Source organism: Candidatus Rhodobacter oscarellae (assembly GCF_001078595.1).
Taxonomy (GTDB): Bacteria; Pseudomonadota; Alphaproteobacteria; order Rhodobacterales; family Rhodobacteraceae; genus Rhodobacter_B; species Rhodobacter_B oscarellae.
On sequence record NZ_LFTY01000002.1, the window covers coordinates 3241218 to 3264117 of the forward strand.

The window sequence follows — 22900 nt, forward strand, 5'->3', positions numbered from 1 at the left end:
CTAGCGGTCCTTTGGATCCAAAGCGTCGCGCAGCCCATCCCCGATGAAGAACATCGTGAAGATGATCGCGATAAAGAAGCCCAGCGGGAACATCATCTGCCAGAGCGTGCCATAGGCCATCGTGCCCGCGCCCTCCGAGATCAGCGCGCCCAGCGAGGTATAGGGCTCGGAGATGCCCAGCCCCAGGAACGAGATAAAGCTCTCCGCCAGGATCATGTCCGGCACCAGAAGCGACGCATAGACGATCACCACGCCCAGCAGGTTCGGCAGGATGTGGCGGACGATGATGGCGGGCTCCGAGACGCCCGCCGCCCGGGCCGCCTCGACGAACTCGCGGTTCTTCAGCGCCAGGGTCTGCGCCCGCACGATGCGGGCCATGGTCAGCCAGCTCACCGCGCCCAGGGCGATGAAGAGCGTGGTAAAGGACCGCCCCGCGACCACCAGGATCAGGATGATCACCAGCACGGTCGGGATCGCCATCAGGATGTCCACGATGCGCATCATGATGCTGTCCAGCCGCCCGCCGTAATAGCCCGCGATCACGCCCCAGGCGGTGCCCACGACCAGCGCCATGGTGGCCCCGATCAGCCCGACGATCAGCGAGGTCGAGGTGGCCAGGATGGTACGCGAAAAGAGGTCCCGGCCCAGGTCATCCGTACCAAAGAAGTGCCCCGTGTCGACGGAGGGCGCGCCCAGCGTGCGCACGTCCCCCATCGCGACCCAATCGATGGTCTCGAAATCCCAGACGGCAAAGAAAGGCCCGACCACAACGAACAACACAATCGCCGCAAGGATCGCTATGCAGAATATGGCCGCCCGGTTCGCCAGGAACCGATCCCGCGCGTCGCGCATCAAGGACCGGCCCCGCACGGCGGTGTAATCGGTCACCTCCGCCGCCAGCTCGCCCGCCTTGTCGTATCTCGTATCGACCATGGGGTTAGTACCTAATCTTGGGGTCGAACCAGGCATAGGCCAGGTCCGTCAGCAGGTTCACGATGATGGTCAGCGCGCCGTAGAGGATCGTCACGCCCAAAAGCACCGCGTAGTCCCGCGTCAGCGCCGAGTTCACATAGGATTGCCCCAGCCCGCCGGTGGAGAAGTAGATGTCCACAAACACCGACCCCGTCAGCACATACACGAACACCGGGCCGAGATAGCTGATCACCGGCAGCAGGGTGGGCTTCATCGCGTGGCGCCAGATGATCTGGCGCTCCGGCAGGCCCTTGGCGCGGGCGGTGCGGATGAAGTTCGAGTTCAGCACTTCCAGCATGCTCGACCGGGTGATCCGCGCGATGGAGCCCATGAAGGACGTGCTCAAGGCGATCACCGGCATGATCAGATACTGCCACTGCCCGCCGTTCCAGCCGCCGCCGGGCAGCCAGCCCAGCCACAACGTGAAGGTGAGGATCAGGATCGGCCCCATGATGAAGTTCGGCAGCGCCTGCGCCGCGATGCCCAGCGACACGGCGGAGTAGTCCAGCCACGAGTTGTGCCGGATCGCCGCGCCCACGCCCAGGCTCACCCCCACCGCCGAGGCCACCACGAAGCTCAGGAACCCATAGGTCAGCGAGATCGGGAAGCCCTGCGAGATGATGTCGTTCACGTCCCGGTCCTTATAGGCAAAGGACGGGCCGAAATCGAAATAGACGAAGATGTTGACCAGATAGTCCCAGAGCTGCTTCCACAGCGGCTGGTCCAGGCCATAGCGCGCCTCGATATTGGCCAGCACGGCGGGCGGGATCGGGCGCTCGGACGTGAACGGGCCCCCTGGTGCGAAATGCATCAGGTAAAAGCAGGTCACGACCAAGAGGAACAAGGTCGGGATGGCGACCAACAGCCGCCGGAATGTGTATGAGATCATCTACCTACTCGCGCGCCACCGTCCCGGGCTTGACCCGGGACGGCGCTGCACCAAGCCTATTTACTCGGCGATCTTATAGAGGTCTTTGGAGTACCAGTTCTGCTCCACGTTCCCCACGGGCCAGTTCCCCACATCGCTGTCCATCATGTAGACGCCGGCATAGTGGTAGATCGGGATGATGGGCATCTCTTCGGCGATGATCTGCTCGACCTGGGTGTAGAGGCTGGACGCATCGGTCGACAGCTTGGCCTGCTCCAGCAGGCCATCCACGTCGGCGTTCACGAATTTACCGTCGTTATAGCCGCTCTCGCTGTCCAGCAGGTCCAGGAAGGTCGAGGCCTCGTTATAGTCGCCGCACCAGGCGCCGCGGGCCAGCTCGAAGTCCTGGTTGCCGCGGGTCTCAAGAAAGACCTTCCACTCCATGTTGGCCAGCGTCGCCTCGACGCCCAGCTTTTGCTTCCACATCTGGGTCATGGCCACGGCGATCTTCTTGTGGCCGTCAGAGGTGTTGTAGATCATGTCGAACTGGAGCGGGTTGTTGGGGCCAAAGCCCGCCTCGGCCAGCAGTTCCTTGGCCATCGCGTCGCGCTCGGCCTGGGCCATCTTGGCCATCTCGGTCTCGGGCGGCGTGAACTCTGCCACGGCGGCCGGGGTGAAGGTGTAGGCCTGCGGTTGGCCGCCCGCCAGCACGTTCTCGGTGATGATCTTGCGGTCCACCGCCAGGGCCAGCGCCTTGCGCACGCGGACGTCCTTGAAGACCTCGGGGCCGGAGTCGCTCAGGTTGAACGTGTAGTAGTAGTTGCAGAGCCGCGGGAAGCTGATCGCGACGCCGGGGTATTCCTCCTTGAGGCGCGGGAACTGCCCGGCAGGGATCTCGGTCCGGTCCAGCTCTCCGGCAAGGAAGCGGGTCAGTGCCACGTTCTCGTCGTTGATCACCAGCGCGACGGTCTTGTCGATGGTGGTGTTGGCGTCGTCCCAATACATCGGGTTGCGCTCGCGCACCGAGCGTTCATTCGGCAGGTGCTCGGTCAGCACATAGGCGCCGTTCGACACGATGTTGCCGGGCTTGGTCCAGTCAGAGCCATGCGCCTCGATAGTGGCCTTATGCACCGGGAAAGTCGTGCCATGGGTGACCATCTGCGGAAAGTAAGGCAGCGGCGCCGACAGCGTCACCTGCAGGGTGGTGTCGTTGATCGCCTTCACGCCCAAGTCGCTCAGCGGCTTGTCGCCCTTGATCACGGCGCTGCCGTTCTCGATCGACATCAGCTCGATATACCATTGGTAGGGCGAGGCCAGCGCGGGCGAGGCGGCGCGCTGCCAGGCATAGACGAAATCGCCCGCGGTCACCGGATCGCCGTTTGACCACTTGGCGTTGTCGCGCAGGGTGAATGTATAGACGGTGTTATCGTCATTCGCCTCGAAATGGGTGGCCACGCCGGGCACCAGGTTGCCATCGGCGTCCTGGCTCATCAGGCCCTCAAAGAGGTCGCGCACCATCTCCGAGCCAGACACGTCCTCGACCACGCCCGGGTCGACGGAACTGAACTCGTCGAGCTGGCGATAGGTGAAGGTCTGGTCCTCGGCCAGCGTCACATCGGCGGGGATATGCCCCCCGGCAAGCGCTGGCGCGGCGAGCATGGTGCTGCACAGGAGAGCCGCGAGGCTATATTTCGTATGCATTGTCATGATTTGTCTCCCATATGGGGCGCGACCCTATACGCACAGGCGGGTCCGCCTTGTTTACACTATCTGACAGGATAACCGAGATGGCTCAACCGGCAAGATCAGTTCGGAAAATGTGACTTCGCGCCTGGCGGGATTACGCCTCTGCGCAGATATCCCCGTGGTGGTCGGCGAGGCGGACGACCAAATGCGGCACGACATTCTCCAGCGATAGGAACTTCTCCACCGGCATCCAGCGCGCGGCCTGGCCCTCGTCGCCCAGGCGCGGCGGCGGGAGGGTCAGCCAGCCGGGGCGGGCCACAAAGAACCAATGCGCCAGCCCGCCGGGTTGAGGGTTGCGGTAGAGCCTGCGCCAGGTGACGTCCTCGGGGGAGATGCGGATCGCGGCCTCTTCCCAGAGCTCCCGCAGGGCGCAGTCCAGCGGCGCCTCGGCGCCGTCCCGCCCGCCGCCTGGCAGGTCCCACATGTTGGGGAACGGGATGCCGGGCTTGTTGTCCCGCAGAAGCGCCAGCACATGGTCCCGCGCCAGGATCGCGATCTTCGCCCCGCTGAAGTCGTTGATGTTCATGGCGTCTGTGGTAGCGGTTTCTGCCGGTTGGGGGAACGCCGGAGGTCGGCGGCGGCGGGGCTCCGCCGAGTTAGCTCAACCCGGTCACGGTGCAGTCGCGGAATTTCGCCACCGCCGGGGCGGCATCGCTGAGCGGAATGGCAACGGCCATGTTTCCAAGCAGGGGCGAGGCGACGATGTTGGCCTCCAAGCCCTTGAGAACATTCTCGAACCCCGTGTCCGAGGCGATCACCGCCGCGCCGTCATCGCTGAGCACATGCCGGTCCGTCGAGATCACGAAGCCGCGCGGCCCATCAAAGCGGATCGCGTAGGGCGCGGTGTCGGGCCAGGTGCGGTCGGCCAGGGTGACGGAGATCGCATAGGGCACAGCCCGCGCGGGGTCATAGGTCACCACCATCTCGGCGCTGTCAGTGCCGTGCCAGATCGTGCAGATCGGATCGGCGGTGAAGTCCCAGGCATGGGCGGCGGGCGCGGCGGCAAGGCAGAGGGCGGTCAGAAGTCGCATGCCCGGAGTGTAGCGCCCTGGCGCGCAATGTCGATGACGCGCCAAATCGCGGGTGGTCGCAAGCGGGGTTAAGGGGATGTGAACGCCGCGCCCGCCCTGTGACGGCGAATCGGGTGTTAACGCCATATATTGCAGGGAAAAGCGGTGTCGGACTTTTGTCGGCAAAGCGTCGGATTTCCGTCGGGCAGGGTGCCCGAAAACGGCGTGGTTAACACACCGCGCGCAGTCTCGTAGGGTGGGCAATTTGCCCACCGCACTTCCAGAGCAGTCAGAAACCATTCCTTAACCACGACGGGCGAGCCTTGCTTATGTCAAATTACAAGCGCTTCAAAATAGCCGGGGCGACATATTACTTCACCGTGGCGCTGGCCAACCGATCTTCGGCTTTGCTCGTGGACCAGATCGGGACGCTGCGGGAGGCCTACTCGGCGACTTTTGCGGAGCATCCTCTTGAGTGCGACGCTATGGTCGTGCTTCCCGATCACCTGCACGCGGTCTGGACCCTCCCGGTTGGAGATAGCGATTACTCGGAGCGTTGGCGCAAGATCAAATCTCGCTTTTCGCGGGCGGTGGGCAGAATTGCCCACCCTACGTTCCGCTCATACAGTAAAGTCAAGAAGCGCGAGCGCGGGATTTGGCAGAGACGGTTCTGGGAGCATACGATCCGAAGTGAGGCGGATTATCGGGTGCATGTGGAATATTGTTGGGGCAATCCGGTGAAGCACGGGCTTGTCGCGCGGGCGGCAGATTGGCCGTATTCCTCGATCCATCGGGAAATCCGTGCCGGGCGTGTGGATGCGTCCTGGGTGGGGGCAGATGTTGACGGCGATTTCGGAGAGTAGGGTGGGCAATTTGCCCACCTTACGGCTCGCTTTGGCAAGCATCGACCATTGGCAGCTGGTTGCGGCGATGTATTGGATCGCGTCCCAAACCGATCGGATGTCGGGCCTGCGCGGGCAACCACCCTTGGCCTTGGGCGGCATGACCGGCGCGGTCAAGGCCCGCTCTTCATCCGTACAACCGCTTGCGTAACGCTAGCCGCGTCGGTCATAGTCCGCGCGAGTGATTTCAGTCCACGGCATTGCATTCCCCCGGTTTCGCAAATCACGAGGATCACAAGTGCCTGAAATCATTCAACTTAGTTTTCGGTCGGGCTCTTCGAGCGGTAATTGAAGTATTTGGCGAGCGCGGGGTCAAAAAAATATGCGAAGTGAAATTGAGAACCCATACACCAATCTGCCACCCTCGGCTTTTTGGCGATCTGCCATTGCGGATGTCGGATTGTTCGGGCTTCAGGATCTGTGGGAAGGTAAGCTTGACATCAACGAAACCTGTCGGTTTGCAACGTTTGGCTCCTGTTTTGCCCAACACATTAGCCGAGCACTTGTTGAGCGAAAATTGAACTGGATCAACGCCGAGCCAGCACCAGGTCGGACTCCCGCGAGTTTGGCTTCTCGGTACAATTATGGCATTTTTTCAGCGCGCACGGCAAATATCTATACCGCACGGCAATTACTTGAATGGGCGAAGCTGGCGAACGCGACTGAATACGCAGAAAACATCGAAGTGTGGGAGGACGGTGGCTGTTTTCGAGATAGTCTTCGACCAATGATCGAACCCAATGGGTTCAAGGACCGTACCCAAACCATTGCTATGCTACAGAGCACGGCAAGAGCATTTCGAGCCGCGATCACCGAAGCCGATGTGTTCGTGTTTACGCTTGGGCTCACGGAAGGGTGGGAAAACAAGAAAAACGGGCAGCCCTATGGGTTATGTCCCGGTACATTGGCCGGGACATATGATCAAGAAACGCATGTGTTCAAAAACTATCGCTATCCGGATGTCATGGCACATCTAGAGGAGGCCCTAGAAATACTGTGGACGCTGAACCCTAGCTTACAGTTTTTGTTCACAGTTTCTCCAGTCCCTCTCACAGCAACTGCTAACCCTGGAACGCATGTATTGGTCGCAACGACATATTCCAAATCGGTTCTGCGGGCCGTTGCATCTGATATGGCGCAGAACCATAGCAGAATTGACTACTTTCCATCCTACGAAATAATCACCGGAACACCGACACGTGCCATGTTCTTTGAGCCGAATATGCGATCTGTTTCACCGTATGGCGTACGGTTTGTCATGGAGCATTTTTTTACTGGCTTGGGGATTTCGGCGCCGCCCTCATCGGAAAACGACGATGAAAAGCAACAACTTGAAATGGTTGCCGATGAACAAGATGTGGTGTGTGAAGAGATGATACTGGAACAATACAATGGACGCTGATCTCATCATCTTCGGTGATAGCCACGCCATTGCATGTGCCGAGGGTGCAAGACAACACGGATTGAACCCCGCATTCTTCTATGCGTCCGGGTTGGCATGGCATGGGCCGCGATTTAGATTCCACAGGCGGCACGGATTAACGAGCCCGCGCCCCAAGCTGTTGGGGCGGATTCAAAATCTACATGAGCAACTGGGAACAGACGACATCTTCTCGACCGGCCTGCCTATTATTGCGAGCATTGGATATCATTTAGGCCAAATTGCCAAACCACTGTCTTGGAATAATCACGCGCCATGCTCCGGTGATTTGGAGGCGGGAGGGTTGTTTCTTTCAGACGACTTTTTGACCGAATATGTGATGAATTTCCGAAAGAAGCACATTGAAATACTTGTTGCTCTATCAAGGAGGGCGAGTGTCATCGTGGTGACACCGCCCCCGTTTCAAGCGCCCGACATGTTTTGGCGGGTTCGGGAGATTATTACCCGAGAATTAGAAGTGAATGGGGTTAACGTATTCAAAGCGGAGAGAATTGCTGAAAACCAAGAGAGCGGATATTTAGATGACCTGGCTGAAGCCGACGGAGTTCACGGCAATGCTAAATACGGAGAAGTCTTGATCAATTGTCTGATCAAGGACAATGCGCTGGACGTGGTTGGTTCCCAAAAGTGAAGTAACTCTCGTCTAGAGGGGATTCCACATCTCCCACTCGGACGCCTTCCCCAGAATCCGTGCCATCATGCTGCCCATGTCTGACGTCAGCAGCAATGGGACAGATGGGGGTGACTATTCGCTGGCGTCTTCATCATCCCATTTTTGGAGGATCTTGTTTAAAAAATCGCGTTTGGCCAAGTCAATCTCTTCATCACTATCCAAAGGTCCGCCACGGTTGATAAGCCGGCGAAGCCTGAACTTGCGCCGGCGGTTTAGAATGTCCTCAAGCTCGTATGGCAGCAGGCCACTGGCAGCACAGGCGCGCGCCCAGGATATCGCGAGATCCGGCGGCGGATTGTCCTCGGGGCTATCGCACCAATGATGCTCAAAGAGTGTCATGATGAACCGCAGCACCCGCGTTGGGGGGTGGCGGCGGTCTGGCTTCCATGGCGAGTGGAAAACATCCATCACGATTTCAAACGAGGGCCAATAATACAGGTGCCCTTCGTCCTGATGCCGACGCACGATGTTGTCGATGGCAACCCTCAGGATAGACTTTGAAACACTATTGGACGTCAGGCAGGAGTTCTCGCGGAAGGTTGCGATCAGTGGGATCGGGGAAAGCGTGAACAAAATCTTGGCGTCGGGGCGATGTTTGCGGATCAGCTGATAGATCGCTTCAAGGTTCTCGCTGTTCTCTTCGACCGTGGAAACGCGAAACTTATGGCGATCTGGATCGTAGACGTCTTTGGGGATGGTGCGCCAGAAGACATTTCCGGTCGGCTCATCGTACCAGACCTCAGAGAGGCCAAAAGTCAGAATGAAGACGTCCGTCTCGTCGAAGATTTTCTTCGTTTCCGATTGGATTTCAGGGTCATAGCCGAATTCTTCGGCTTTGTATCCATGCCATAGGGGCTGATCAAAGACCTTGTCTTCCCAGGCCCACTCAAACTGTTGACGGATGACGAAACTGTTCACCATTCCCTCACCCATCGTCACGACATAGGCTCGGGTTGCGTCGTCGCCTTTGTTCAGTACCCGAAAATTCCGCTTGCTGAGCCAATCAGAGATGTTGGATGCGAAACAAGACCCAAACGCTGTGATCTTCGTATCGGGCTTGATGGGTTTGTCATTCGGCAGCCAGCCGTTCAGGACGAATTCGTTAACGCAGTCCTCTGAAACCATCTGGGCGCAGGAAGGGTTAAATTGGGTATGGTCGCCTCGAAACCAAGTGCCGTGCCTGCCCGCGTCCGAGCCTTCTCCGGAAATACGAACTGCGGCTGACTCTGTTATTTTTTTTACCATTTTCTATTCACCTGAACTCACCGTGTTACCTAACAAGATAATACATAGGATGTATACAAAGCAGCCATTCTTGTCACTCTCAATCCCCGCGCGAGTGACCAAGCTGATAGCTGTCCCGAAAACCTATGACAAAGCGATTGGGGTCCTGGAAGGTTTTGTGATGGTGGGGCATGATCATCGGATATGCTCACGTTTCAACAACAGACTAAAACCTTGACGCCCAGACCGACGCGTTGACGGCGGCGGGAGCTGAACACATGTTCTGTGGATAAGTAAGCGGAGCCAAGGCGGGACGTCCAGAGCCAATCGCAATGCTTAACAAGATACGCGTCCATTCGAACAGAGTACAGCATTCGGCAGAATGGGCGCCGAGCCCGGCGTCGCGGCGCCCGACATGAACTTCGCCTGCCAACGCGCGATTGTCTCGGTATCGACAGGGACGGCGAAAGATCAAGAGTTTGGCCATTGCGGTCAACGGCCGGACTGGTGCGGTCCGAAAGCCGGGGTATGCGCCGTTAGCATTGGGCAGCTATGAGCCCCGGGAAGCGAATGCTGCAGACAGGCTGAATGTCTGCTAAGTTGGCCATGGGTAGTTAGATCAACACTTCAGGGGATCTTATGGCATTGGAATTAGACGACGCGCTTACCGCCTACGGTCAAGCATGGGTCGAAACAGATCGGGAGCGCCGACTCGCAATTCTTGAAACCTGTTGGAGTGAAACCGGACGTTACCTCGATCCCAACGGCTCGGCCCAGGGCAGAACTGAATTGGCCGATCTCATTGGGTCATTTCATCAACAAATGCCCGGTGCGCGTATCGAGCTGGCGAGTCGTGCAAGTGCCCATCACGCTCGGATATATTTTCACTGGAAGATGGTCACTGCTGAAGGGCAAACGGCCTTGGAGGGCGTAGACTTCGGAACACTCGCGGAGGACGGACGAATTGACGAGATCGTTGGCTTTTTTGGTCCTCCGCCCAACCCATGAATTCGAGTTTCACGCTGCGTGCGCATGCCGCGGTGTTTATTCTTCGAAAGCGCCGCTGCACCGCAGCCATTGAAGCGGTCGTTGATGCGGCGTGCTGCAAATCGAATGTGCCCGAGTGACAGTTTGTCGTGCCATGCCCGGGCAATTGCGAGCTTTGCTGCGGCCATTTTAGCGACTGATTAGTCCAGGGAATTCGTTGCCACGACTGTGTCAGGCGATTTAATCATCGAGTGTTTTCGTCGTCATGGTATGTCTATCGCATTGGCCGGTGAGAAGTTCATAAAGGGCGCCGGGCCAGCGAAAAAACCTGCCCGGTTGGGCCGCCGACGGGCTGCGTGGCCATCTGCAGGGCAAGGGCGGCGACCTCGTCGGGGTGCTTGACGCGCTCCCAGGGGGGCAGGCCCTTGGGCAACGCCTCTTTGCCCAGCGCCAGGATCTCCTCTGGCATGCGTTCCGCGCCTGGGGCGGGGTTGTCGAAGGTCTCGGTTGCGTTGGGACCCGGGATCAGCGTGTTCACGTCGATGTCGCGCGGCCATAGTTCGTTGGCCAGCCCCTCGGTCATCATCCGCAGCGCGGCTTTGGAGCTGTGATAGGCGCTGCTGTTCGCCCCCGCGCTGTATCCCTTGCCTGAGTTCAGGTTGATGATCTTGCCGCCGTTGCGCATCCCCGCCAGCAGATGCCGGATGACAAGGTAGGGCCCGCGCAAGTTGACCTCCATGGTCCGCCACCAGAGATCCGGGTCAGAGGCCTCGAACGCGCCGCGCTCTAGATAGGCGCCCGCGTTGTTGACGATGATGTCGACATGGCCAAACGCGGCGCGCGTGTCGTCGCAGAAGGCTTCGGCCTGGGTGGCGTCGCCAAGGTCGGCGGGCTTGGCAAAGCAGCGCTGGCCATGCGCCTCTATCTCGGTCTGGATGGCCGCGAGATCGCTTTCGGACCGCGCGCAGATCGCCAGATCGGCCCCCGCTTTGGCGAAGGCCAGCGCGATGGATTTATCGATGCCTTTGCCAGCGCCGGTGACGACCGCGGCTTTGCCCGCAAGGTGGGGCTCACCGCTCATGTTGCGTCTCCAATTCTGCGAGGGCCGCGTTGATGTCCGCCAACCCCGCGTCCCAATCCACCGCGCCCTTGGCGGTGTAATGCGCCATCGGCAGCGCCTTCTGCAAACAGTCGATCCCGTCCCAAAGCCGCGTGTCGCAGATCATCACAAAGGGCTTGTCCTTGGTCGCACGCGCCGCGCCGAACGTATCCATCAGCTCTTGCACATCGGTGCCGCTGATCCGCCGCGCGGCAAAGCCAAAGGCCTCGAACTTGGCATCCACCGGCTCCACGCCCATCACATCCGCCGCATGGCCAGAGGCCTGCATGTCATTGTTGTCGACGATGTAGCAAAGGTTATCCAAACGCTGATGCCCGGCGAACATCGCGCCCTCCCAGGTGTTCCCCTCCTGCAGCTCGCCATCGGAGAAGAGGCAATAGACCCGCGCGTCTGACCCCTGCTGGCGCAGCGCCCAGGCCAGGCCCGCCGACTGGCTTGGCCCCTGCCCCAGCGAACCCGCGGTCATCTCGAACCCCAACTGCCCCTCGATGGGGCTTTGATCCACCCAGGACCCATCGGCGTTGATCCTGCGCAGGTCGTCCAACGAATAGTGCCCGGTCTCGGCCAGGGCGGCGTAGGTCATGATCGCGTCATGACCGTTGGACAGCACGAAGCGGTCCTTGAACCAGCCCTCGCCATCGGGGCGAAGCTCGTCGAAATAGAGCGTGGCGGCGATATCCGCGAGCGCGACGCCCTGCGCGGCATAGCCCCCGCGTTGGCGGCAGATATCCAGCACGTTGCGGCGGATCTTGGCGGCGGTGATCTCTAGCTCTAGCGGAGAGGAGTTGCGTCTCATTGCGCCACCTCGGCGATGCGTTTGGCCAGCGTTTCGGCGTCCAGCCCCAGCTGCGCGCGGATATAGGGCAGCGTGCCGCCCGGCGCCCAGCGGTTCGGCAGGCCCATGCGGGTGATGCGCGGCCCGCCGCCCACGTCGCTGACGATCTCCGCGACCAGTGACCCCAGCCCGGTCACGATCTGGTGGTTCTCGACCGTCACGATCTGGTTATGGGCGAAGGCGAAATCGGCGATCTCTGCCTCGTTCACCGGCTTGATCGTCGGCACATGAGGACCGAGTGGTCGACGCCCTGCTGGGTCAAGATATCCGAGGCTTCCAGCGCCCTTTGCGAGGCGTGTCCCGTGGCGATGATCCCGATGCCTGTGCCCGCGCGCAGCGTATAGGTCTTGCCCAGCTCAAACGTGAACTTCGCCGGGTCAAGCAGGCGCGGCGTGTCGCCCCGATGCCCGCGAATGTAGGTCAGCCCCGGCAGGTCCACCGCCGCATTCACCGCGGCGCGAAAGTCGGTCGGGTCCATCGGGTCGATCACATTGGCGTTCGGGATGGCGCGCACCATCCCAAGGTCCTCCGCCGCCTGATGGTGGATCCGCGCGGGGTTTGCGATGCCGGGGGTGAAGCCGATGGCGACATTGGTCCGGCCGGTCTCGCGGTTGGTGCCGGGGCCAGAGCCCGTGCCCATGCAGATCATCATCTGATCATAGGCGCGCCGCGTGATGTAGCAGGCGAAACAGGTCGCGATGGGGATATAGCCGCCCTTGGCCACGCCCGCCGTGACCGACAGCAGGTTCTGCTCGGCCATGCCCACGTCCAGATGTTGCGCGGGCAGCTCGTTCTTGACGCGCACGACTTGGCAATGTTTGCTGAGGTTCGAGCTCATGATCACCACGTCCTTGCGACGGGTGCAGAGGTCAAAGCTGATGTCGTCAAACGGCGCGGGGTAGAAGCTGCGGGGGCCTTCAAGCAGCATCAGGGCACATGGATCGCATTGGGCAGAAGCTCCGTTTCAAGGTACTCTTTCGCCTCGGCATGGGTCACCCAGTCGGGCGGCGGAAAGTCGGCGGCCATGTCCCAGTCGTCGCCGGTGGCGGCCATATGCGCCGTGATCTGCGCGTCGAAATCATCCATCAGGGCAGCGTGGCCCGGGTCATCCACCAGGTTCACCTGCTCGTCCGGATCGGCGCGCTCATCGAACAGCAGCGCGCGGTGATCCTTGCGCCGCATATAGAGCCAGTCCTTGGTGCGGATGCCGCGCTCGGCAAAGGGCGCGAACTCGCTCGGGTTGCCGCCGGTTTGGGTGAAGACCTGGTACCAGATCGCGTCGCGATGGGCGTGGTTTTTGATGCCGCAGAACGACCCGTGCTGGCCGCACATATCGCCGTGATCACTGAGGAAAATCACCATCGTGTCCTGCGTGATCCCCAGCGCGTCCAACTGGTTGAGTATCCGCCCCAGGTTCCAGTCGATATTGTGGATCATGCCGTAATATTCGGCGATGAACTCGCGAATCTCGGCCTCTGTCTCGACCTCGCCCTTGGGCTTGGTCTCATGCGCGGCGTGGCTTTTATGGCCAGAGCGCGGATCGCCGCCGCAGAGCATCTCGTTGCGGTGGGTCTGCAACTGCGCCTGAAGCTCTGGATCGGGCACGCCGGGGGGCAGAGGCACCTCTTCCGGCTTATAAATGCGCCGCAGGTAATCCGGCATGTCCATGGGGAAATGCGGCGGGCCATAGCTGAGATAACCAAAGAACGGCGCGTCCTTCTTCGCCGCGCCGTCGATGAACTCCATGAACTGGTCGGTCTGGTAATCCGGCTCGTAGCGCGCCGAGTGATAGGCCTGCCCCGCATCGTCGTAGTATATCGACGATTGGTAATCGTGGCCCCGGTTGAAGCCTATGAGGTGCTCGAACCCGAACCGTCGGTCCGGGGGCACGAACCCCGGCTTTGGCCCGCCCTCCAGATGCCATTTCCCAACGTAACCGGTCTGATAGCCCGCATCCCGCAGATACTCCGCCAGGAACCCCTGGCCGCCGCGCAGCGGAAAGTGGTTCTGGATCATCCCGTGGTTCTGCGCATACTTGCCCGTCATCACCGAGGCCCGGAACGGGCAGCAGATCGGATAGCTGGTATAGGCCTCCTCGAAATGCACGCCCTCGGCGCTCAGCCGGTCGATATTGGCGGTGCGGATCACCGGGTTGCCCGCGCAGCCCATCGCGTCATAGCGCATCTGGTCGGCATAGATGATCAGGATGTTGGGTTGGGTCATCCGCGCAGCCTCTTGGTGATGGGCCCCCACAGGATCGTCAGCGCGAGTGCTGCATAGATCGTGAGCCCAATGGGCGTTTTAAAGAACTCGCTCACCGAGCCGTCCGCGATGGTCAGCGACTGGCGCAGCGCGTTCTCTAGGATCGGGCCAAGCACGAAGCCGATGGAGAGCGGCGCGATGGAATAGCCCAGCTTGCGCTACATAGCCTAGGATGCCCGCGCCCAGCAGGACGCCCACGTTGAAGAAGGAATTCGAGACGGAATAAATCCCCACAAAGCTCAGCAGCAGCACCGTGGGCACGATCACCGCGGTCGGCACGCGGATCAGCTGCGCCGCAAATCGGATCGCGATCAGGCCGATGAACATCATTAGGATGTTGATGATGAAGAGCCCGATGAAGATCGCGTACATCAGGTCCGGCTCTTCGCTGAAGAGCTTTGGCCTCGGCGTCAGCCCCTGGATCAGCAACGCGCCCGGCAGCACGGCGGCGGCGGGCGATCCGGGCATGCCCAGCGTCAGCGTTGGCACCAGCGCGCCGCCCACGGTAGCGTTGTTGGCGGTCTCGGGTGCCACGATGCCCTCTGGGATGCCGGTGCCGTATTTTTCCGGCTCTTTCGACCGCCGCTTGGCCTCGGAATAAGCAAAGAACGCGCCCACCGCCGCGCCCTCGCCCGGGATGATGCCGATCACTGTCCCGTTCAGCTCGTCCAGGCCACAGGTCGTCAGAAAGATCCCCAGCGCACCCACCAGCAGCCCCTTGGCCAGGCTCTGTCCCGCGACGCGCACCACCACGATCAGGCCGAAGACGCTGATGGCGAGGTATTCGCGCGGCCCGAATTTGACCGCCAAATCCGCCAGCAGGGGCGCGATCAACGCCAGGCAGACCGCGCTAAACAACCCGCCGATGATGGAGCCGGTGAGCGAGAAACCCAACGCCTCGCCGCCCCGGCCCGCCTTGAACATCTTGTGCCCGTCCTGCACCGTGGCGATCGCCGCGCCCGTGCCGGGGATGTCCACCGCGATGGCAGAGATTGACCCGCCGTAGATCGCCGCCGAATAGCTCCCCAAGAGCAGCACCATCGACGGCACGGTGTCCATGTAGAAGGTGAAGGGCAGCGCCAGCGCGATGGCAATCGGCGGCCCAAGCCCGGTTAGGATGCCAATCACCAGCCCTAGGACGATGCCCAGCACCAGCAGAGCCATGGTCAGCCGGTCGGCCAGAAGGCCCAGGGCGGATATCAGGGCGGCTGCGTCAAACATCGCTACACCAGTTGAATCCCAAGGCCATAGGTGAAGATCGCGGTGATCGCCGCCGTCAGCGCCAGCACCACCACGTAGATCAGCGGCGACCGCACACCCATCGCCAACAGGCTCAGCGGGCCCAGCAGGACCGCCATCGGGACAAAGCTAAAATTACGCCAAATCACATAGCAGGCCACAGAGACGCCCAGCATTAGGAGGCTCTGGCGCGCCTCTGTGCCGCTTTCAAACACGGTCTCGTCGGCGTCTCCGCCCGCCGCGCCCCGGGTCAGATACAAGAACCCAACGACCAGCGCGCAGGCGCCGGTGATGCCAAGGGTCAGCTGCGGGAAGAACTTTGACGGCAGACCAGAGCCCGCCAGCAGGCCAGAGGTCACGAACCCCTCCGCCACCCAAGCGAAATACCCGGCCGCGCCAAGGATGGCGACGACAAAGACAAGATTGGCGGTTTGTTGGCTTAACATGAGTTTCCCCAGTTAATGACTCGCCGCGCGGATTTGGCCTGCACGGCGCCGTGTTTCGGCGGGCCTACTTGTGCAGCAGGCCCAGGCCGTCCAGCAACGGTGAGTAAAGATCGATGCCCGACTGGATCAGCCCGGTCGTCTCATCAACGCCATGGGTCCAGTCATAGCTGACCGCCTTGGGGACCTTGGCGACGAACGCGTCCTCGCCCATTGAGGCGGACGCCTCAAGCAGCTTGTCCACGATCTCTTGCGGGGTGCCCGCCTTGACCGCCAGACCGCCAGACCGCCATGCACCCAGGTGCCAGCCGCCTTGCCGGGGAAGGCCTCACCCACGGTGCGCACACCGGGCAAGTCTTTCTCGTAGTAAGGCTTGCGGGTGTTGTCCAAGATGATCAGCGGGCGGATCTCGTCGCCATAGGCGTGGACCGAGGCGACCTGGCCCACGGCGACATCCACCTGACCGCCGATTAGGCCAGCCAGGGTGGCGGGTACGGTCTTCAGCGCGACGGTTTTGAACTCTAGCCCAAACTCAGAGGCCATCTGCACGGCGCTCAGGTTCGGTGGCGCGCCAAAATTGTTCACGCCCATGGTCAGCTTGTTCGCCTGCGCGCCCTCGATGAAATCCTCAAAAGTCTAGGGGCTGTCGGCCCGCACATAGAGCGCATTGGACGCGGAAATCCCGGCGTAAAGCGGGATGAAGTCCTCAAGCGGGGTGTAAGGCGTCTCGCGGGTCAGCGGAACGACCATAAAGCTGGGCGGCGACCAGTTGAACACGGTGTAACCGTCGGCGGGGGTCTCGAGCACGCTCATCGTGGCGGGCATATGCGCGCCGCCGGGCTTGTTGACGACGTTGACGGGCACGCCAAGCGCCTCGCTGAGCACCTCGGCATTCATGCGCGCGACGACGTCGGCATTTCCGCCCGCGCCGAAGGACACAACGTAGGTGATCGGTTTTTCGGACCACTCGGCCAGCGCAGCGCCGGCGCTCAGGCCAAGCGCTGCAACACCTGCGGCGGCCAGTTTGATAAAGTTCATTTCGAAGTCCTCCCTACTTCAAACCATGCCTTGCCGCCATTTAATGATCTAGATGTACGTACCCTTCTGTAAGCCCGCCTTTGAGTCAACCCTGTTCGCTCAGGCCTCCTCGGTCAAAAACTCCATCTCAAGCTCCAGAAGGTCCCCTGGATAGGACAGAACCGCCGAATAGATCAGCGCGCCATCGGCATCCAAAAACTCGCGCAGCACCCGGAACACGGCCGAGTTCACCTTGACCCCCAACGCCTGCGCCATCACAAAATCGGCGTAAGATATCGTCACCTTTTGCCGAGCCTTGTGCACCGTGACGCCCAAATCCTTGAGCACCGACACGACGATTTCCTGGGCAAAGCGCTCTGGCGCGCGATCGAACACCTGGTCATCCAGCTTGATCTCCACCTGGCAGAAGGGCTTGCCGGATCGGGCGTGAATTCGGCGCATTGACCTGAAATAACGTCCGTTTGCGTCCTTCTCGATGATCGCATCGCCCTGGCGCACCGATACTTCAAGCTGGTCCACCATGGTGTAAATCTGGCTGATATCCGCCTTCATCTGCAATGTGTGGCGCGCGGGTCGTTTGACTTGCTTGACGAAGGTGCCCTTGCCGGAATGCTTCTCTATCAGGCCCTCGTCCTCAAGTGTGTTCATCGCCTGCACCACGGTCATGCGCGCCACGCCAAGCTGGTCCGTCAACTCGCGCAGGGCGGGCAGCTTGGCCCCGGCGGGCAGCTCGCCCGACATGATCTGATGGCGCAAAACCTCGGCCACCTCTGCATGCAGGGGGACCGCCGCGCGCTTCATCGCCTGAAGTTTCATGTTGACAAGATCCCCTCCATCATAGGTACAAAGATCCATACCTTTCAAGTATAGCACGGCGTGATCATGAAAGCGAAACACAATCTGTCCTAGCTGGAGGAAATCGCAACGCGGCTGCGCCTTCATGTGGTGGATATGGTCGCGCCGTCGGGCCAGGGCTATGTGCAGCAAGGGCTTGGCGCGGCTGACATTTTCACCTCGCTCTACTTTGCCGAGGCCACGATGCTGGCGGGCGCCAAGGGGCTCGATAACCTGGTGTTCATCGTCGACTACAACTTTGTGCAATCCGAAGGCCCGATGGATCTGGTGATGTCGCTAGAGCCGCAGTTGGACAAAATTGCCAGTTTTGGCTTTGCCTGCCAAGAGGTGGACGGCAACGACATTGGCGCGCTGCTGGCCGCGTTCGACACGGCGCGCGCGACCAAGGGCAAGCCCAGCTTTATCAAGGCCAGCACGCTGATGGGCAAGGGCGTCGCCTCGCTGGAAGGCTTGATGTTCCACCAGCTGCGCTTTCCCGCCGAGGTCGCTGAAAGCGCCCGCGCAGAGCTGGAGGCCCAGCTATGAGCACACTGACGCAACTTGAGGCCGCGGACTTTATCAACCGCTCGTTCAAGCTCCTGCCGATCGCCTATGGCGACGCGCTGGTCGAGGCCGCGCAAGCCGATCCGCGCATCGTGGCGCTCTGCGCCGATCTGGTGCCGCCGACCGAGACGGACCGCTTCCGCGACGAGCTGCCCGACCGCTTCCACAATGTCGGCATCGCAGAGGCGAACATGATCGGCATGGCGGGCGGCATGGCCCGCTCCGGCGAGATCCCGTTCAGCCACAGCTTCTGCGCCTTCATTACCAAGCGGGTGCTGGACCAGATCACCATGCAGGCCGCCTATCCGAACTTGCCGGTGAAGATCGTGGGTTTTTTGCCCGGCGTGGCCACCCTGCTGGGCGTGTCGCGTCAGGCGATCGAGGACGTGGCCATAATGCGCGCGGTGCCCAACATGGCGATCTTCGAGCCCTCGGGCCCGGAATACCACGCCGCGATGGTCAAGCTGGCGCTGGATTGGGACGGGCCGGCCTATCTGCGCATGAAGCGGCCAGAGACCACCCCGCCGGACTTCACGCCGCAAACGCTGGAGGTCGGCAAAGGCGTGATCCGCCGCGAGGGGGGCGACATAACGATCATCTCGGCGGGGCTTTGAGTCCCGGAATCCCTGCAAGCCGCCGACGCTTTGGCGGCTGAAGGCATCGAGGCGCGCGTGGTCGACATGACCTCGCTCAAACCCATCGACGCGGGGCTGATCCTTGAGAGCGCCGCCAAGACCGGCGCCATCGTGACGGCGGAAAACCACAGCATCATCGGCGGGCTCGGCTCTGCCGTGGCAGAGGTGCTGATGGACGAAGGCATCGGCCTGCCGTTCAAGCGCGTGGGCATTCAGGACCGCTTCTGCGAGGGCGGCACCACGCCTTACCTGATGCACAAATTTGGCCTTGATGCCCCGGCAATCGCCGATGCGGCGCGGGGCGTGATTGAGAAGAAAAAATGACCCATCGCTACGAATTCGGCGCGGGCGCAGACGCCTACAAGACGGTCAACCCCGCCAACCCGTCCGAGAAGATTGGCCGCTACGGCATCATGTCGCCGGACGAGCTGGGCGCGGTGATCGAACGCGCCCATGCGGCCCAGGCCGAATGGGCGCGGGTTCCCGGGCTGGAGCGCTCCGCTCGGCTGAACGCCTTCACCGACGCCGTCGAGGCGCGCGCTGACGCGTTGGCCACCGCCGGCACGTTGGAGCAAGGCAAGCTCTTCCGCGAATCCAAAGGCGAGACGATGAAATCCTGCGCCGAGGGCCGGTTCTCGGTGGGTGAGGCCGCGCGCATGGGCGCCATGGCCATCGCCTCGGGCCGCGCGGGGATCTCTAACCAGATCCTGCGCCGCCCGCGCGGGGTCATCTTTTGCATCAGCCCCTGGAACTTCCCGATCTCGACGCCGATGCGCAAGATCTGCCCCGCCCTGGCCTTTGGCAACGCGGTGGTTATGAAGCCCTCGCAGTTCACGCCCGGCGCGAATTTCCTGCTGGCCGAGATCGCCAAGGAGTTCTTCCCCGCCAACCTGATCCAGGTGGCCATGGTGTCAGGCCGCGTCGCGTCCGAGGCCGTCTCAAAAGGCGACATCCACGGGGTCAGCTTCACCGGCTCTGTACCCACGGGCAAGCTGGTCTATGCCGCCGCCGCGCAGAACCTGATCCCGGTGCAGCTGGAACTGGGCGGCAAGAACGGCGCGATCCTGAATGACAGCAATGACCTGGAGGGCGCGATCACCCAAATCCTGGGCGCGGCCTTCATGACCAGCGGCCAGCGCTGCACCGCCATCAGCCGGGTGATCGTGCAAAAGGACCTCGCCGCCCAGGCCAAAGAGATCCTGACCGCCAAGGCCGCCGCGATGAAGATGGGCCCCGGGCTAGACGAGACGAGCGACCTTGGCCCCTTGTGCAACCTGCCGCATTGGCGGGACGTCTGCGAGGTGACGGATAAGGCGATTGCCGAGGGCGCCCGCGCCCTGACCGGCGGCGCAGCCCCAGGCGGGCCAGAGGACGGCTATTTCTACAGCCCGACCATCCTGGACAACGTCCAGCACCACTCGATCGCAGGCCAGCAAGAAATCTTCGGGCCCGTCCTGTCGGTGCTGGAATATGAGACCTTCGATCAGGCCATAGAGATGCTGAACGGCACCGAATTCGGCCTGACCTCGTCGCTCTTTTCCAACCGCAACGAACTGGTGCAGCGCTTCCTACGCGAAAGCCAGAACGGCATGATCCATGTCAACCACGGCACCGTGCCGGACAACAATATGCCCTTTGGCGGGGTCAAAAACTCCGGCGTCGGCGCCTATTCCGTCGGCCCCACCGCGGTGAACTTCTACACCTCGGAACACGCGGCCTATATCGCCTAACATGAGCTTTCGCAGCACCATAACCCTCGCCCAGATCGAGGTGTTCCCGATCCGGGCCACGGGCGGCGTCTCGCCCAAGATGGCGCTGGGGACGATGCCCACGCGCCCGGCGCTGCTGGTGCGGGTGACTGATGATCAGGGCTGCTTTGGCTGGGGTGAGGTCTGGGCGAACTTCCCGCCGCGCGCCAATATCCACAAGGCGCATATCATCGAGGATGTGGTCGCCGCGCATCTCACCGGCCTCAGCTTCACCGACCCGCGCGAGGTGCAGGAGGCCCTGCGCGCCAAGCTCTCGGTGTTCTTCCTGCATATCGGGCAGGCCCGGGTGTTCGAGCATATCTTGGCCGGGCTGGACACAGCGCTCTGGGATCTTGCACTGCGCGCCAGCGGTGAAAGTTTCGCGGCGTTCATGGGGCTGCCTTCGGCCTCTTCGAGATCTTATGCCACCTCGATCAATGCGAGCGACCTGGAGACGCTGATCCCGCGCCATTCCGGGCTTGGCCAGACCCATTTCAAGCTCAAGATCGGCTTCGCCGAGCATGGCAATGCCGAGATCGTGGAACGCGCCGCGCGGCTCTGCCCGCTGGGCGCGCGCATCATGGTGGACAGCAACCAGTCCTGGTCCTTGGACGAGGCGAAGGCCTCTTTGCACGCCATTGAGCCCTTCGATCCTTACTTTGCCGAGGAATGCCTGCGCGCGGATGCGCCTGCATCCGAATGGGAGGATCTGGCGCGGTCGACCGACATTGCGCTCGCGGGGGGCGAGAACATCTATGGCATCGCCGATTTCCTAACCATGACCCGCGCAGGCATGCGGGTCTTGCAGCCTGACGTTGCCAAATGGGGCGGCGTCTCTGGCGCGCTGGACCTGGCGGCGCAGGTGCCGGAGGACGTGATGATCTGGCCGCATTTCATGGGCTCCGCCGTGGGGCAGATCGCAGCGCTGTCGATCAGCGCCGCCGTGGGGCGCAACTCGGCCTGCGAGGTTGATGTAAACGAGAACGCCCTGCGCACGGAACTTTGCGGTGATGTCATCCGCATCGAGAGCGGCTGCGTCGCCCTGCCAGAGGCGCCCGGCTTGGTGGTCCCGCCCTCGCCCGACGCCCTGGACCGTTTCGCAGAGCCCCCGGCCTGACATGGGGGACGCGTCCGCCTGGTTAAAGACCTTCGCCGGACACGCGGCGGAGGGCGACGGGGCAGCGCTTGCGCGCGGCTTTCTGCCGGGCGGGTTCTGGCGCGACTACTTGCCCTTTGGTTGGACGCTGCAGACCTTGGAGGGCCGCGCGGCGATCCAGGAATTCGGCGCAACAAGAGGCCCAGCGGCACAGTTCCGCAACCCGGTATTCGAGGGGGCGCCCGCCGCCACCGAGGGGTTCTTTCGCTTCGAGACCAACGCAGGCCCCGGCCGCGGGCATATCCGGCTAAAGGACGGGCTCTGCCACACGCTCTTTACCCAGCTTGACGGGCTGCATAAGGCGCCGCCGCCACTCAGCGACGCGCCCTTCGTCCTGGTGGTCGGCGGCGGCCAGGGCGGGCTGGCGCTGGGGGCGCAACTGGCCGATCTGGGCGTGCCCTATCTGATTGTCGACCGCTACCCGCGCGTGGGCGATCAATGGCGCTCGCGCTACGCCAGCCTGGTGCTGCATGATCCGGTCTGGTACGACCACATGCCGTTTGAGCCCTTCCCCGAGGATTGGCTCGTCTTCACGCCGAAGGACCAGATGGGCGATTGGCTGGAGGACTACGCCCGCGACCAGGGGCTGAATATCTGGACCAGCACAGAACTGCGCTCTGCGCAATACGATGCGGGCAGCGGGGAATGGGTGGCCCAGATCACGCGGGACGGCGAAGAAGTCACGCTCACCCCCACTCACTTGGTGATGGCCCTGGGCCTGTCAGGCTTCCCGCGCCTGCCCGAGTTCCCCGGCCATGACGCGTTCCAAGGCCCGCAGATGCATTCCAGCGCCTACCAGGGCGACCAGGCCTTTGCGGGGCAGGATGTGGTCGTCGTCGGCGCCAACAACTGCGCCCATGACATCGCCTCCGACCTGGTCAGCCATGGCGCCAGGCCGGTCATGGTGCAGCGGTCCTCGACCCTGGTGGTGGACCAATCGGATTATTGCGAGCGTCTGCTTGGCCCGCTCTACTCGGCGCAAGCCGTGGCCTGCGGGATCACCACCGACAAGGCTGATATCCTGCAAGCCGCGACCCCGCTGCGGCTTTTGGAGCCTGCGCATCGCGCGCTGTGGGACGGTATCCGCGCGGATCGCCAGGACTACTACGAACAGCTCTCCAAGGCCGGTTTCGCCTTGGATTTCGCCGAGGACGGCACCGGGCTGGGCATGAAGTATCGCCGCACGGCCTCGGGCTAATACAT

At 61.9% G+C, this 22900-nt stretch carries 26 protein-coding genes and 1 pseudogene; 10 read left to right on the forward strand and 17 right to left on the reverse strand.

Annotation, left to right across the window (positions count from 1 at the left end; all coding sequences use genetic code 11):
* The 5 genes from AIOL_RS20210 to AIOL_RS20230 form a co-directional block, all read right to left on the reverse strand.
* Nucleotides 1-933, reverse strand: a complete 933-nt coding sequence (locus AIOL_RS20210; RefSeq protein WP_049644639.1) for an ABC transporter permease — start codon at nucleotides 931-933, stop codon at nucleotides 1-3.
* 4 nt (nucleotides 934-937) lie between these two features.
* Entirely contained in the window at nucleotides 938-1861 is a 924-nt protein-coding gene (gene oppB, locus AIOL_RS20215) for an oligopeptide ABC transporter permease OppB (RefSeq protein ID WP_049644640.1), read from the reverse strand.
* A gap of 60 nt (nucleotides 1862-1921) precedes the next feature.
* Entirely contained in the window at nucleotides 1922-3547 is a 1626-nt protein-coding gene (locus AIOL_RS20220) for a peptide ABC transporter substrate-binding protein (protein ID WP_053101319.1), read from the reverse strand.
* 133 nt (nucleotides 3548-3680) lie between these two features.
* Entirely contained in the window at nucleotides 3681-4112 is a 432-nt protein-coding gene (locus tag AIOL_RS20225) for an NUDIX domain-containing protein (RefSeq protein ID WP_049644641.1), read from the reverse strand.
* A gap of 70 nt (nucleotides 4113-4182) precedes the next feature.
* Nucleotides 4183-4617: a hypothetical protein gene (locus AIOL_RS20230; RefSeq protein WP_049644642.1), complete on the reverse strand. Its 435-nt coding sequence runs from the start codon at nucleotides 4615-4617 to the stop codon at nucleotides 4183-4185.
* 308 nt (nucleotides 4618-4925) lie between these two features.
* Here AIOL_RS20230 and AIOL_RS20235 point away from each other — a divergent pair, with 308 nt between their 5' ends.
* Nucleotides 4926-5459, forward strand: a complete 534-nt coding sequence (locus AIOL_RS20235; RefSeq protein WP_049644643.1) for an REP-associated tyrosine transposase — start codon at nucleotides 4926-4928, stop codon at nucleotides 5457-5459.
* Nucleotides 5460-5501: 42 nt separating this feature from the next.
* Here the strand turns inward: AIOL_RS20235 and AIOL_RS26365 are convergent.
* A pseudogene (locus AIOL_RS26365) lies at nucleotides 5502-5621 on the reverse strand (IS5/IS1182 family transposase); the annotation flags it as partial.
* Between the two features lie 199 nt (nucleotides 5622-5820).
* Between AIOL_RS26365 and AIOL_RS24625 the strand changes: the two are divergent.
* Nucleotides 5821-6900: a GSCFA domain-containing protein gene (locus AIOL_RS24625; protein ID WP_082152704.1), complete on the forward strand. Its 1080-nt coding sequence runs from the start codon at nucleotides 5821-5823 to the stop codon at nucleotides 6898-6900.
* A complete protein-coding gene (locus AIOL_RS25260) occupies nucleotides 6890-7570 on the forward strand; it encodes a hypothetical protein (protein ID WP_152912610.1) in 681 nt (226 codons plus the stop codon). Before AIOL_RS24625 ends, AIOL_RS25260 begins: the two co-directional genes overlap by 11 nt.
* 114 nt (nucleotides 7571-7684) lie before the next feature.
* On the opposite strand, the gene AIOL_RS20245 is transcribed toward AIOL_RS25260, so the two are convergent.
* The gene (locus tag AIOL_RS20245) at nucleotides 7685-8857 is read right to left on the reverse strand and encodes a GSCFA domain-containing protein (protein ID WP_082152705.1); all 1173 of its coding nucleotides are present in this window, start codon (nucleotides 8855-8857) and stop codon (nucleotides 7685-7687) included.
* Nucleotides 8858-9475: 618 nt separating this feature from the next.
* On the opposite strand from AIOL_RS20245, the gene AIOL_RS24630 reads away from it, so the two are divergent.
* Complete coding sequence (locus tag AIOL_RS24630; protein ID WP_082152706.1) at nucleotides 9476-9844, forward strand: nuclear transport factor 2 family protein; 369 nt, start codon at nucleotides 9476-9478, stop codon at nucleotides 9842-9844.
* Between the two features lie 277 nt (nucleotides 9845-10121).
* Here the strand turns inward: AIOL_RS24630 and AIOL_RS20250 are convergent, their stop codons facing one another.
* The 10 genes from AIOL_RS20250 to AIOL_RS20295 all read right to left on the reverse strand — a co-directional run bounded on the left by AIOL_RS20250 (nucleotide 10122) and on the right by AIOL_RS20295 (nucleotide 17576).
* Nucleotides 10122-10904, reverse strand: coding sequence for an SDR family NAD(P)-dependent oxidoreductase (locus AIOL_RS20250; protein ID WP_049644645.1), 783 nt, complete (start codon nucleotides 10902-10904; stop codon nucleotides 10122-10124).
* Nucleotides 10894-11739, reverse strand: coding sequence for a 1-deoxy-D-xylulose-5-phosphate synthase N-terminal domain-containing protein (locus AIOL_RS20255; RefSeq protein WP_049644646.1), 846 nt, complete (start codon nucleotides 11737-11739; stop codon nucleotides 10894-10896). The genes AIOL_RS20250 and AIOL_RS20255 overlap by 11 nt, the downstream gene beginning before the upstream one ends.
* Nucleotides 11736-12005: a transketolase C-terminal domain-containing protein gene (locus AIOL_RS20260; protein ID WP_049644647.1), complete on the reverse strand. Its 270-nt coding sequence runs from the start codon at nucleotides 12003-12005 to the stop codon at nucleotides 11736-11738. Before AIOL_RS20260 ends, AIOL_RS20255 begins: the two co-directional genes overlap by 4 nt.
* Nucleotides 11984-12706: a hypothetical protein gene (locus AIOL_RS20265; RefSeq protein WP_049644648.1), complete on the reverse strand. Its 723-nt coding sequence runs from the start codon at nucleotides 12704-12706 to the stop codon at nucleotides 11984-11986. The genes AIOL_RS20260 and AIOL_RS20265 overlap by 22 nt, the downstream gene beginning before the upstream one ends.
* The gene (locus AIOL_RS20270; RefSeq protein ID WP_152912611.1) at nucleotides 12706-14001 is read right to left on the reverse strand and encodes a sulfatase-like hydrolase/transferase; all 1296 of its coding nucleotides are present in this window, start codon (nucleotides 13999-14001) and stop codon (nucleotides 12706-12708) included. The genes AIOL_RS20265 and AIOL_RS20270 overlap by 1 nt, the downstream gene beginning before the upstream one ends.
* Before the next feature lie 78 nt (nucleotides 14002-14079).
* Nucleotides 14080-15261: a tripartite tricarboxylate transporter permease gene (locus tag AIOL_RS20275; protein WP_049644650.1), complete on the reverse strand. Its 1182-nt coding sequence runs from the start codon at nucleotides 15259-15261 to the stop codon at nucleotides 14080-14082.
* 2 nt (nucleotides 15262-15263) lie between these two features.
* A complete protein-coding gene (locus tag AIOL_RS20280; protein WP_049644651.1) occupies nucleotides 15264-15725 on the reverse strand; it encodes a hypothetical protein in 462 nt (153 codons plus the stop codon).
* Nucleotides 15726-15789: 64 nt separating this feature from the next.
* Nucleotides 15790-15966, reverse strand: a complete 177-nt coding sequence (locus AIOL_RS26020; RefSeq protein ID WP_235439205.1) for a hypothetical protein — start codon at nucleotides 15964-15966, stop codon at nucleotides 15790-15792.
* Between the two features lie 392 nt (nucleotides 15967-16358).
* Nucleotides 16359-16760: a tripartite tricarboxylate transporter substrate-binding protein gene (locus tag AIOL_RS26425; protein WP_049644653.1), complete on the reverse strand. Its 402-nt coding sequence runs from the start codon at nucleotides 16758-16760 to the stop codon at nucleotides 16359-16361.
* A gap of 99 nt (nucleotides 16761-16859) precedes the next feature.
* On the reverse strand, nucleotides 16860-17576 hold the full coding sequence (locus tag AIOL_RS20295) for a GntR family transcriptional regulator (protein WP_160314536.1): 717 nt from the start codon (nucleotides 17574-17576) through the stop codon (nucleotides 16860-16862).
* A 135-nt stretch (nucleotides 17577-17711) separates the two neighbouring features.
* On the opposite strand from AIOL_RS20295, the gene AIOL_RS20300 reads away from it, so the two are divergent.
* From AIOL_RS20300 to AIOL_RS20325, 6 genes are read left to right on the forward strand one after another with little or no spacing between them, the layout of a single operon-like run.
* On the forward strand, nucleotides 17712-18140 hold the full coding sequence (locus tag AIOL_RS20300) for a hypothetical protein (protein WP_160314537.1): 429 nt from the start codon (nucleotides 17712-17714) through the stop codon (nucleotides 18138-18140).
* Complete coding sequence (locus AIOL_RS20305) at nucleotides 18137-18772, forward strand: transketolase family protein (RefSeq protein ID WP_049644656.1); 636 nt, start codon at nucleotides 18137-18139, stop codon at nucleotides 18770-18772. Before AIOL_RS20300 ends, AIOL_RS20305 begins: the two co-directional genes overlap by 4 nt.
* Nucleotides 18773-18784: 12 nt before the next feature.
* Nucleotides 18785-19117, forward strand: a complete 333-nt coding sequence (locus AIOL_RS20310; protein ID WP_082152707.1) for a transketolase C-terminal domain-containing protein — start codon at nucleotides 18785-18787, stop codon at nucleotides 19115-19117.
* Nucleotides 19114-20523, forward strand: coding sequence for an aldehyde dehydrogenase family protein (locus AIOL_RS20315; RefSeq protein WP_049644658.1), 1410 nt, complete (start codon nucleotides 19114-19116; stop codon nucleotides 20521-20523). Before AIOL_RS20310 ends, AIOL_RS20315 begins: the two co-directional genes overlap by 4 nt.
* A gap of 1 nt (nucleotide 20524) precedes the next feature.
* Nucleotides 20525-21658, forward strand: coding sequence for a mandelate racemase/muconate lactonizing enzyme family protein (locus tag AIOL_RS20320; RefSeq protein WP_049644659.1), 1134 nt, complete (start codon nucleotides 20525-20527; stop codon nucleotides 21656-21658).
* A gap of 1 nt (nucleotide 21659) precedes the next feature.
* Complete coding sequence (locus AIOL_RS20325; RefSeq protein ID WP_053101323.1) at nucleotides 21660-22895, forward strand: NAD(P)-binding domain-containing protein; 1236 nt, start codon at nucleotides 21660-21662, stop codon at nucleotides 22893-22895.
* Nucleotides 22896-22900 lie beyond the last annotated feature (5 nt).